Source organism: Flavobacterium kochi (assembly GCF_048286715.1).
In the GTDB taxonomy this organism is placed as follows: domain Bacteria; phylum Bacteroidota; class Bacteroidia; order Flavobacteriales; family Flavobacteriaceae; genus Flavobacterium.
Window position 1 is genome coordinate 1 of record NZ_JBLVPW010000050.1, and the last position, 12,149, is coordinate 12,149.

Here is a 12,149-nt window from a genome sequence, read left to right on the forward strand (position 1 = left end):
CCCGTCTGAGGCAAAATAAAGTTCATTTTCATCATTTACAAATGGAAAGGTTTCTCTTCCTTCGGTATTGATTGTAGTTCCTAAGTTTTCCGGTGTGCCAAAACTACCATCATCATTAATTTTTACTTTAAATAAATCCGATTGGCCAATTGTTCCCGGCATATCAGAAGAAAAATACAATATCTTTCCATCCGGACTTAAAGCAGGATGCGCAGTACTATAATTGTCACTGTCAAAAGGCAGTTCAGCTATTTCTGCCCATTTGCCATTTTCTAAACTGGCTTTGTAAATTTTTATTAAAGTAATGTCATTTCCGTCTTTTCCTTTTTTACCATCAAGGTAGTTGTTTCGGGTAAAATAGATGGTTTTTCCATCACTTGTAAAAGCAGGGGTAGCTTCATGAAACTTCGAATTTATGGTTTTATCAAACTTTTTAACCGCGCTTGGAGTCATGTTATCTCCTAAATCAGCTGTATACAAATTGGTAAAATATTGATTGGTCCAAGCATGCTTTCTATGTCCCAAACTTCCTGTATCTCTTGCTGAAGCAAATACAATTTTATTCATATATACAGCGGTTCCGTAATCAGAGTATTTCGAATTAATACCTACATTTTCCACCTCATATCTACCGGAATTAGCTTTTATGGCTTCTAAATAATTGGTGTTTTTTTTGAAAAGTTTTCCTCGAATATCATTTCCTGATTTTTGATTGAATTGTTCCAACATTTCATTAGCCTTATCATTTTCGCCAATGGATCTTAAAGACTGAGCATAACGATAATAATATTCCGGTTCTAAATTGGTGGTGTCCATCGCAAATAACTCACCATACCATTTGGCGGCTTTGTCCAGCTCCGCGTTGAAGTAATAGGCATTCCCCAATTTTTTAAACATATCAGCGGATTTATAACCTTTTTCAGCAACCCTTTCGTAGGTTTTTATGGCATCTACATAGGCATAGTTGTCATATTTTTTATCAGCTGCAACTACTCTTGCCTTTTGGGAATAAATGTTAAAAGAAAAAACACTTACTATTGTTATGTAAAGGAGTATAATATTTTTCATAATAATTGTTTTTAGAAGAATTTTAGAGTTGTGATTTTATCGTTGTTTTCGAATTTTTATCGCTGCTATCGCCTCCGATTTTTGTTTTAATTTCAAGAGAATTTCGTTGGCGGTATCATTTTGACCAATATATTTCAAAGACGTAGCATATTGATAATAATATTCCGGTTCTAAATCTGTGGTATTCATGGCAAACAATTCGCAATACCATTTAGCGGCTTTGTCTAACTCTGCATTCTGGTAATATGAATCCCCTAGTTTTTTAAATAAATCCACTGATTTATACCCTTTTTCCGCGACCCTCTCATAGGTCTTTATGACATCTACATAGGCATATTTATCATTTATTTTATCGGTCACGTAGAATTTTGAATTTTGAGCATGTCCTTTCAAAGAAAAAACACTCAGTATTGTTATATAAAAGAAGATATATTTTTTCATAAATCTATTTTTAGAAGAATCTAGGAGTCGTAATTTTATTGTTATTTCTGAATAATTCATAGCGCAGGAAAATTTCATGCGAACCAGAATTATAGTTGTCTAAATTAGTCGTTTCATGATCATATCCGTATCCGATATACAAACTTTCAGAAACCTGAAATCCAACCATGGCACTCAATGCAGCACTCCATCTATAGGCAACTCCCACCACAAATTTGTCATTAAACATAAAATTGGCTGACACATCCAATTGAAGCGGAGCACCTTCAACCATTTTGGTGAGAACTGCGGGTTTAAATTTAATATAATTATTCAAATCAAATACATAACCGGCAATCAGGTAGTAATTAATTTGTTCTTTAAAAATAGCTACCTCATTATCATCATAACGATTGGTTTGTATAAAATTAGGAACGGAGAATCCAACATAAGCCTTGTTAGAATGCCAATATACACCAGCACCAATATTTGGAGAGAATTTATTATGATAATCATGTAAGGCTGGGTCATCATCCGCTGGATTTAATTTGGTTACATCCAAATCAAAAAGATTGGCCGTCGCTTTAATCCCAAAGGAAAGTCTAAAAGTCTCCGAAGTAGGAATAGTATATGATAAATCAGCTGAGATGGTATTCTCTTTAGTAGGTCCAATTTTATCATTTATAATCGATACTCCTAATCCTAAATTATTTCCGTTGAGAGGAGTATTCATAGATACCGCATTAGTTACCGGAGCACCATCTAATCCAACCCATTGCGTACGATGTAAGGCAAAAATACTTAAGGCGCCTCTAGACCCAGCATAAGCGGGATTAACATTTATTGTGTTGTACATGTATTGCGTAAATTGCGCATCTTGTTGAGCAAAACTTACAATGGCTGTAAACATCAAAACGAAAGAAAATAATTTTGTTTTCATAGCAGCTGTTTATTATTTTTAATTATCTATCGAACTGATTTATAAAAGTTAGTAAGGTCAGTTGATAAATTGGATAAGAGAGTTTGTCATTTAGTGAAATAAGGCTAATAATATTGCTTTTATAAACCCTGAGGACCTTGTAGTCCCCCAGGGTTTTAAATTTAATTATTTAGTAAGGTATAAATATCCGTCTTTTTTATTGGCCTGAACACCACCATTACCATCAATAAAGGTATAATTCAAAATATAGAAATAGGTACCGGATGGTAAACCAGAGGATTGACTAATAGTTGTTCTTCCCTCGGATATACCTTTGAACACTTTACTGGTATTATTATAGCCTTTAGTTTCAAAAACTAATACTCCCCAACGATTGTAAATTTCAACTGTATTATCTGGATAACATAATACATCATCAATATTGTCTATTACAAAACTTTCATTAATTCCATCTCCATTTGGAGAGAAGGCGTTATGAACCACTATAGTTCCGCATCCTAAGACAATACTGGCTTCAACAACAGCATCATCTGAGTCACTTACTGGAGTTTCATTTGGTGTGAAGCCATTTGCATTGGCAATATTGGTTACAGAACCTTTTACTCGATCTTCCTGTGTTACGGTATAATTTTCAGTAAATAGCTGAGTGCCGCCTGGGGCTAATATTTGAATAGTAGTATTCAATCCGGTTAATGGATCAGTTACAACTATTCCATGTAGTGTGACATTACCCCTATTTTTTACTTCAATCGTATAATTGATAATGTCTCCTACAGAACTATAATTCTCGGTAGTGGAAGTTTTAATTACTTCTAAGCCTGGATTTTGAGTAAGCAGGGTAACGGTTGGCGTATTGTTTGTAATCGTTGTGCCTGAAATATCCGTTACATCATTTCCTTTAGGATCTTTACCAGAAGCCAAAGCAGAGTTGGTTACTTTACCAGCATCAATATCGGCTTGAGTAATGGTATAAATACCAGTCACTGAATTATTAGAAGCACCCGATGCTAATGTGGCAATTGGACTACCGGTTATTGTCAATCCAACCAATGGATCTGTAATTACGATATTGGATAGAACAACATTACCGGTATTGGTTACCGTAAAAGTATAGTTTATTTTTTCGCCAACTTGAGGGAAACCATCATTATTTGTATCACTAAAGATACCAGTTTTGACTAGTGCGATACCAGCTGTCTGAGGGAGCAGTGTTACGGTTGGCGTATTGTTTGTAATCGTTGTACCAGAAATATCAGTCACATCATTTCCCTTAGGATCTTTGCCAGAAGCCAAAGCTGAGTTGATTACTTTACCTGCATCAATATCGGCTTGCATGATGGTATAAACTCCAGTCACGGAACTGTTAATTGCTCCAGGGGCTAAACTTGCAATCGGACTATTAGTTATTATCAAACCAATCAATGGATCTGTGATAACAATATTGGTTACGGTTACATTACCAGTATTAGTTACGGTGAAAGTATAGTTTATTTTTTCACCCGCTTGTGCGAATCCGTCATTGTTAGTATCGCTAAAGATACCCGTTTTCACTAAAGCTATGCTAGGCGTTTGTGTTAACTGAGTTATGGTGCAATCCGGACATTCAGGATTAACAGGACAGGAAGTACAAGGAGTAGGATCGGACGAAATATCTGTTACATTTGGACCGGATGGCGGGGTACTTGTAACTGTCGTCAGGTTGTATACAAAACCGGTATTGATATCCGCTTGCGTAATTGTATAAACGGCTGTGAAGGTAGTCGAATCGGTAGCACCAACGGCAAGAGAAGCGATAGGCCCGCCAGTAACCACTGCATTAGTATCGGTAACGGTTACATTGATAAGAGTCACGTTTCCTGTATTGGTAACAACGAAGTTATAAGTTATAGTATCACCAATATTTGTAATTCCATCATTATTGGCATCCACGTAAGTTCCATCTTTAGTAATGGCTATTGAAGGAGTTTGTGTCAATGGAGTAATCGTACAATCCGTACATTCAGGGTTAACAGGACAAGAAGTACAAGGAGTAGGATCGGACGAAGTGTCTGTTACATTAGGGCCAGATGGAGGCGTACCAGTTGCTGTCGCTAAGTTGTAGACAAAACCGATATTGATATCCGCCTGCGTGATAGCATGAACCGCTGAGAACGTAGTCGTATCGGTAGCGCCAACTGCAAGAGAAGCGATTGGTCCGCCAGTAACCACTGCATTCACATCAGTAATGGTTATATTGCTTAATGTCACATTACCTGTATTGGTAATAACAAAGTTATAAGTTACAGTATCACCAACATTTGTAATTCCATCATTATTGGTATCCATGTAAGTTCCGTCTTTAGTAACTACTATTGAAGGAGTTTGTGTCAATGGAGTTATTGTACAATCCGGACATTCAGGGTTAACAGGACAGGAAGTACAAGGTGTAGGGTCAGACGAAATATCCATTACATTCGGACCAGACGGAGGAGTAGCAGTAGCTGTTGTTAAGTTGTATACAAAACCGGTATCGATATCCGCTTGTGTTATTATATGAACCGCTGAGAATGTAGTAGCATCGATAGCACCAACGGCAAGAGAAGCGATAGGCCCGCCAGTAACCACTGCATTAGTATCGGTAACGGTTATATTGGTAAGAGTCACATTACCTGTATTGGTAACAACGAAGTTATAAGTTACAGTATCACCAATATTTGTAATTCCATCGTTATTGGCATCCACATAAGTTCCATCTTTAGTAATTACTACTGAAGGAGTTTGTGTTAACGGAGTTATTGTACAATCCGGACATTCAGGGTTAACAGGACAGGAAGTACAAGGAGTAGGATCGGACGAAGTGTCTGTTACATTAGGACCAGATGGAGGCGTACCAGTTGCTATCGCTAAGTTGTAGACAAAACCGGTATTGATATTCGCTTGCGTGATGGCATGAACCGCTGAGAACGTAGTCGAATCGGTAGCGCCAACTGCAAGAGAAGCGATTGGTCCGCCAGTAACCACTGCATTCACATCAGTAATGGTTATATTACTTAATGTCACATTACCTGTATTGGCAACAACGAAGTTATAGGTTACAGTATCTCCAACATTTGTAATTCCATCATTATTCGCATCCACGTAAGTTCCATCTTTAGTAATTGCAATTGAAGGAGTTTGTGTCAACGGAGTGATTGTACAATTCGGACATTCAGGGTTGACAGGACAGAAAGTACAAGGTGTAGGATCAGACGATGTGTCTGTTACATTTGGACCTGATGGAGGCGTAGCGGTAGCAGTTGCTAAGTTGTAGACAAAACCGGTATTGATATCCGCTTGTGTGATGGCATGCACCGCTGAGAAAGTAGTCGCATCGGTCGCACCAACGGCAAGAGAAGTGATTGGCCCACCAGTAACCACTGCATTGGTATCGGTAACGGTTACATTGATAAGAGTCACGTTTCCTGTATTGGTAACAACAAAGTTATAAGTTACAGCATCGCCAACATTTGTAATTCCATCATTATTAGTATCCACATAAGTTCCGTCTTTAGTAATTACTATTGAAGGAGTTTGTGTCAATGGAGTGATTGTGCAATTCGGACATTCAGGGTTGACCGGACAAGAAGCACAAGGTGTGGGGTCGGACGAATCACCTGATACATTTGGACCGGCTGGAGGTGTACCGATAGCAGTTGCTAAGTTGTATACAAAACCGGTATCGATATCCGTTTGCGTGATCGCATGAACGGCAGAGAATGTAGTCGAGTCAGAAGCGTCAACGGCAAGGGAAGCAATAGGCCCACCAGTAACCACTGCATTAATATCAGTAATGGTTACATTTGAAAGTGCTGAGCTACCTGTATTGGCAACTACAAAATTATAGTTTATAGTATCCCCAACGTTAGTAATACCGTCATTATTAGTGTCAACATAGATACCATCTTTCAATAGCGTTATGGAAGGAACATATACTGGAACAGTAACAATAGCTGTATCACAATTTGTTGGATTTAATTTCTCACAGATTTCGTAAGTCAATGTATAGTTGCCTGTTGGCGTACCTGGAGCCACTACCACATTGGTGCCGGAAAGCGTAATACCTGTATTTGTCGAACTGATAAGGCTTAAATTGACATCATTAACATTAACTGCAATACAGTTTAACAGATCGTTAGTCAATACGTTGGTAAAAGAAATGCCGCCTGTATATCCATTAATAGTTGTCCCTGCATCGTCATTGGCAACAATATAGTTTGTCACTATTAATTTGGCTTCACACGTTGTTTCTTTACCGCAAGCATCTTTGACGGTTAAAGTAATTGTAGTTGTTCCTGACCCGACTTCAGTACCTGCAAGAGGAAACTGAGTTATAATTAAAGATGCTGCCGGTGTACAATTATCAGTTGCTGTTATATCAGTAGTAAAGTCGGGAACTAAAGCTTTACAACTTGAATTTGTAGCTATAGTTTGATCGTGGGCACAGGATGTAACTACTGGTGCCATATTATCTTTTATCAAAATAATTTGATCCGCTGTCTTGGTATTGCCACAAGCATCACTAACAGCCCAATGTCTGATAATAAAGTCATCATTAACACATTTTTCGCTAGGAGTGAAACAAACACTATTAATATTGAATGTTCCATTTTCAGTACTTTGTTTACGGGCAAAAATCCTCCAGGTTCCATTCATTTCCCCAGTAAATTGGCTGAAATTTGAAATGTAACCATTAAATCCAGGGATGTATTGTGAGTTTGTCGAAGTACCTCCTAATGGGGCGTAATTGCCTGCTCCAGTTGGGTTATTGACATTATTCCATTGCGGATAACCAGATTCATAGAATACAGGAGCATACGATGCGGCTCCGTCAACGCTACAAGAAGGATCGGAGCAATATGGGCCAACTAGTATTATCGCCTGTCCTTGAGGGGACACTAAAGTGATTTCAGCATGGCCAATACCTTGATTTGTATTAAATGATAAACCAATATTTTTAATGGCACTCGCTGCTTGTCCATCAAATCCTGCAACGGCAAAATCGATCAGTATACCATTTCCTGAATTTACATTCCAATCCTGTTGGGTACCAAAACAACTGGTATCACTAAATGAAAGCTTAATGTCGGGTCTGCTGGTACAGTTGTCAGCCTGGTCCTCAACAGTACCAGTTATTATTGGATCTGCGTTGTAATTACAGTTAGCATCTTTATAGATTATACTACTGGCTGGAGGTGTAAAGGTAGGAAGTGTTTGGTCATCTATGGTAATAGTTCTTGATACAGTAGCTAGTGCTCTTCCACAAATGTCAGTGGCAGTCCATGTCTCCATAACTTTTCCGTTACAGTAACCTGGTGTGGTAGTTGTGAAAGTAGATGGATTTGATGTTCCGCTTATTAAACAGCCTCCACTTAATCCATTGCTGAAGCTAATGGTGCTTGGCGCCGGTACTGACCCGCAGGCTACTGTAATGTTGCCAGTTGGCGTCATTGTTGGCAAAGCAGCCGGGCTAACTGTTATTGTTCTTGACACAGTTGTAACTGTTCTTCCACAAGTATCAGTAGCCGTCCAGGTTTCTGTCACAATTCCACCGCATGAGTTTGGAGTGGAAGAGAAGGTAGATGGATTTGATGTTCCGCTGATTAAACAGCCGCCACTTGATCCGTTGCTGAAGCTGATGGTGCTCGGTGCCGGTATTGATCCGCAAGCGACAGTAATATTACTAGGCGCTGCCATTGTTGGCAAAGCAGCCGGATTAACAGTTATTGTTCTTGATACACTCGCAATTGTTCTTCCGCAAATATCGGTAGCAGTCCAGGTTTGTGTCACTGTTCCGCCACATGCGCTAGGAGCGGAAGAGAAAGTGGAAGGATTTGATGTTCCGCTTATTAAGCAGCCTCCACTTAATCCGTTGCTGAAGCTGATGGTGCTCGGTGCCGGTATTGACCCGCAGGCTACTGTAATGTTGCCAGGGGCTGTCATTGTTGGCAAAGCAGCCGGATTAACAGTTATTGTTCTTGATACACTCGCAATTGTTCTTCCGCAAATATCGGTAGCAGTCCAGGTTTGTGTTACCGTTCCACCACAGGCGTTAGGAGTGGATGAGAAAGTGGAAGGATTTGATGTTCCGCTTATTAAACAACCACCGCTTAATCCATTGCTGAAGCTGATGGTGCTCGGTGCCGGTATTGACCCACAAGCGACAGTAATATTGCCAGGAGCTGTCATTGTTGGTAAAGTCGCGGGGCTAACAGTTATTGTTCTTGATACAGCCGCAATTGTTCTTCCACAAATATCGGTGGCAGTCCAGGTTTCGGTCACAGCTCCACCACATGCGTTAGGAGTAGCAGAGAAAGTAGAAGGATTAGATGTTCCGCCGATTGAACAACCACCGCTTAATCCATTGGTGAAGCTAATGGTGCTCGGTGCCGGTACTGACCCGCAGGCTACCGTAATGTTGCCAGGAGCTGTCATTGTTGGTAAAGCCGCAGGGTTAACAGTTATTGTTCTTGACACAGCCGTAATTGTTCTTCCGCAAATATCTGTAGCGGTCCAAGTTTCTGTTACGGCCCCGCCACATGCGTTAGGAGTCGCGGAGAAAGTGGAAGGATTTGATGTTCCGCTGATTAGACAGCCACCACTTAATCCATTGCTGAAGCTGATGGTGCTCGTTGCTGGTATTGACCCGCAAGCCACAGTAATATTGCCAGGCGCTGTCATTGTTGGCAAAGCCGCCGGGCTAACATGGATAACTCTTGATGCCGTAATGGTTCTTAAGTAAATGTCTGTAAATGTCCATGATTCTGTTATGTCTCCACCACAAGAACCACTTGGAGATTGAGAACTAAGTGTAGAATTCACAGATCCGCTGATTAAACAATTTCCGGTTAAGTTGTTAGTGTAATTCAGAGAGCTTGGGGCTACAGCTCCACAGGCTACCGTAATAGTAGATACCGGAGCAAACAAAGCAATTGTAGGCGGAGCAGCGGTTATGGTTCTACTTTTTGTAACTGGACAGCCGTTAGCATCGGTAATTGTTACTTCGTAGGTACCTGCAACTATATTAGTAAGATCTTCCGTAATAGCGGTAAAACCGTCTGGACCTGTCCAAGAATAGGTATAAGGGGCGGTGCCACCGAATGGAGTTAAGTCGATTTTTCCGTTTGCTGTGCCACATGAGGAATTGGTTAGAAAAAATTTACCGTTTACACCGGCATTGATTTGAATTGAAGGCAGTTTTCCACATTTTGGAGAAATTGTGGCAGCATCCAACGGACAAGTACTTCCTACTCCAGCATCAGTCCATGCTAGAAATAAATTGGTGATTATCAATGTATTGCCACAGGTATATGAAACTTTATCAAAGGTTAAATCAGTTATCGTATGGCCAGGAATTGGTCCTTGGCAGCCTGAAATTGGAATTGTGGATACTAATGAACCATCGATACCGCTATATTCTTCTAAATTCCCCCAAAAAGCAAAGGATGTTCTTGTTGAACCAGTTGTATTATTGATGGACAATGTCAATGCTCGGGTTATAGTAGTATTTTGAGGACATGAGTTGCATAAATCTCCTCCAGTAAGAGTCGCTCCAACTAATTCTAGATCCTTGGATGTACATGAAGTATTTGGGTCCGGAACTGTTTGTGCAACTACTGTTGAGAAACTTAAAACGCTTAATAAAAAAATTGCAAATAATCTTGTCGAATTAGTAAAAGTTGATTTCATATTGATTTGTTTTAAATCGTTAGAAAATGAAATGATTGTAAGTAGCTTGCAATACGATTTGACGTATGAATAGTTCTCGATGAACTTCCGGTTATATTAACATTAGAAAAAATATTTATCAATGACGCCCTTAAACAGCTAATTATCGGTTTAAAATAAATAACTGTTACTGATTTAAAAGTTGGAATGGAGTTTAGCATATTCAAATGCATTTTAGCATCAAATGGAGATAGATTACTAACGAATATGTAGAAAGCTAATAAATGGAAAGTAGTTTTTGTATTCATAGAATCAAATTTTAATTTATTATTTATAAATTGATTTTGTGATAATTTTTCTGTTTAATTATAATTTTTAGAAATATCTAATATTATAGATTTTAGGGGGGCGGTTTCTATTTTAAAATCTGAATAAAAGCAAGGATAATTACTTTTATGTTGATTTTTAGTACACATTTTGAGTTAATTATAAATTTATTCTTTCAAAATAAAATTTAAAAAATTTAGGGTGTTTCTAAATTTTTTCAGGGACGAAAGCTTTCTTTTTATAGGGTTCAAAGAGTCTTTTCCTCGTACAGTAATTATCCATTTTTATTTTTAAACTATTTAAATGTAGTTTAAGCTGTAAATTTTAATTGACACTTTTTTGATCAGATAAAATCTATTATTTCAAAATTAAAATCTAAAACTTAGGTGTAGATCTAAACTTTTCAAAGGTGAAAGCATTCTTTTTTGGGGTTAAAGAGTCTTTTTCCTGGGATTGTAATTACTTATTTTTTAAACTGGTTAAATTGTAGTTTAACCTGTAACTTTTTAATTAACGCTTTTTTGAATCAATAGTAAGTTTATTATTGCAAAACCTAAAATTTAGGAGTAACTCTAAATTTTTTTCAAGGATAAAAGCATTCTTTTTTGGGGTTAAAGAGTTTTTCCTTATACGATAATTATCTGTTTTTTAAACTATTTAAAATGAAGTTTAATTTGTTAATTTTTTAATTAACATTTTCTGAATCAATCGTAAATTTAACTTTCAAAAATAAAGTCTTAAAAACTTAGTCGCTTCTAAATTTTTTCAGGGATGAAAGATTTCTTCTTTGGGGTTTAAAGAATCTTCTCCTCGTAAGATTAATTTACTGTTTTATAAGTTGTTTAACAGCTTTTTTTTATACAATCAAAGTTACAAAGAATAAGTACTATTGATTTTTTTTTTCTACCAGTAACCTAAATACTCGTTGAAATGTAATTTTTTAAGAAAAAAATACATCTTGAATTTAAAATTTTAACGTTTTTTTTGTTCTAAAATAAGTTAAGTACTAATAATGTTAGAATATTTTTTATGAAAAATCCGCAACCAAAAAGAGTATAAATATCAATTATCAAAAATTTTCTAAAAATCATAAAAAAATAAAATAATTATTAACATGAATTTTTGCAATAAAAAAAATAGAAGTTTCTTTCTTTGAAATTTGAATTTATTTTTAAACTTTAGATATTTCGTTAAAGGTTTACTATTTAAAATGAATAACCCTCGAAAGTGAAACTTTCGAGGGTTATGTTTGTTATAATTTATTACTATAAATTATCTTCTTTTTATGTCAAACTTGTACTATAGAGCAGTAATTATAAATTCACTGCGTCTGTTGAATTGATGTTCATCCTCTGTACAATTTACATTGTCAGCACATTTGTTAATAAGCTGTGTCTCTCCATAGCCCTTACCAATCAATCTATTGGAATCAACTCCATTTTTGATTAACCAGTTTATAGTAGCTTTAGCTCTTCTGTCTGATAACGCTTCATTGTATTTGAAAGTTCCGCGACTATCTGTATGGGAGCGAATATCAAGTTTCATATCGGGATATTGGCTTAAGACATCTAATATTTTTTCCAAATCTATAGCGGCTTCTACTCTGATATTGGATTTATCAAAGTCGAAATAAATCATTTTTATACCGAAACATTTACCCAAATCGTCACCAACGGTAACTTTGCATTTTGATTTTTCCAATGCTATTGGT

General features: G+C 37.2%; 4 protein-coding genes and 1 pseudogene. All 5 read right to left on the bottom strand.

The annotated features are described in order from the left end of the window. Window positions 1–1,068: pseudogene (locus ACNQGH_RS21425) on the bottom strand (OmpA family protein); the annotation flags it as partial. 36 nt (window positions 1,069–1,104) lie between these two features. Further along, complete coding sequence (locus tag ACNQGH_RS21430) at window positions 1,105–1,509, bottom strand: flagellar motor protein MotB (RefSeq protein ID WP_417958057.1); 405 nt, start codon at window positions 1,507–1,509, stop codon at window positions 1,105–1,107. Between the two features lie 10 nt (window positions 1,510–1,519). Next, complete coding sequence (locus ACNQGH_RS21435) at window positions 1,520–2,428, bottom strand: PorP/SprF family type IX secretion system membrane protein (protein ID WP_417958058.1); 909 nt, start codon at window positions 2,426–2,428, stop codon at window positions 1,520–1,522. 165 nt (window positions 2,429–2,593) lie between these two features. Then, window positions 2,594–10,132: a DUF7507 domain-containing protein gene (locus tag ACNQGH_RS21440; protein ID WP_417958059.1), complete on the bottom strand. Its 7,539-nt coding sequence runs from the start codon at window positions 10,130–10,132 to the stop codon at window positions 2,594–2,596. 1,605 nt (window positions 10,133–11,737) lie between these two features. After that, the coding region (locus tag ACNQGH_RS21445) for an OmpA family protein (protein WP_417958060.1) at window positions 11,738–12,149 on the bottom strand (412 nt) is incomplete at its 5' end.

Bases quoted from the DNA above. Each gene is read 5' to 3' on its own strand.
- ACNQGH_RS21440 (WP_417958059.1), bottom strand. From the start codon at position 10,132: ATGAAATCAACTTTTACTAATTCGACAAGATTATTTGCAATTTTTTTA.
- ACNQGH_RS21435 (WP_417958058.1), bottom strand. From the start codon at position 2,428: ATGAAAACAAAATTATTTTCTTTCGTTTTGATGTTTACAGCCATTGTA.
- ACNQGH_RS21430 (WP_417958057.1), bottom strand. From the start codon at position 1,509: ATGAAAAAATATATCTTCTTTTATATAACAATACTGAGTGTTTTTTCT.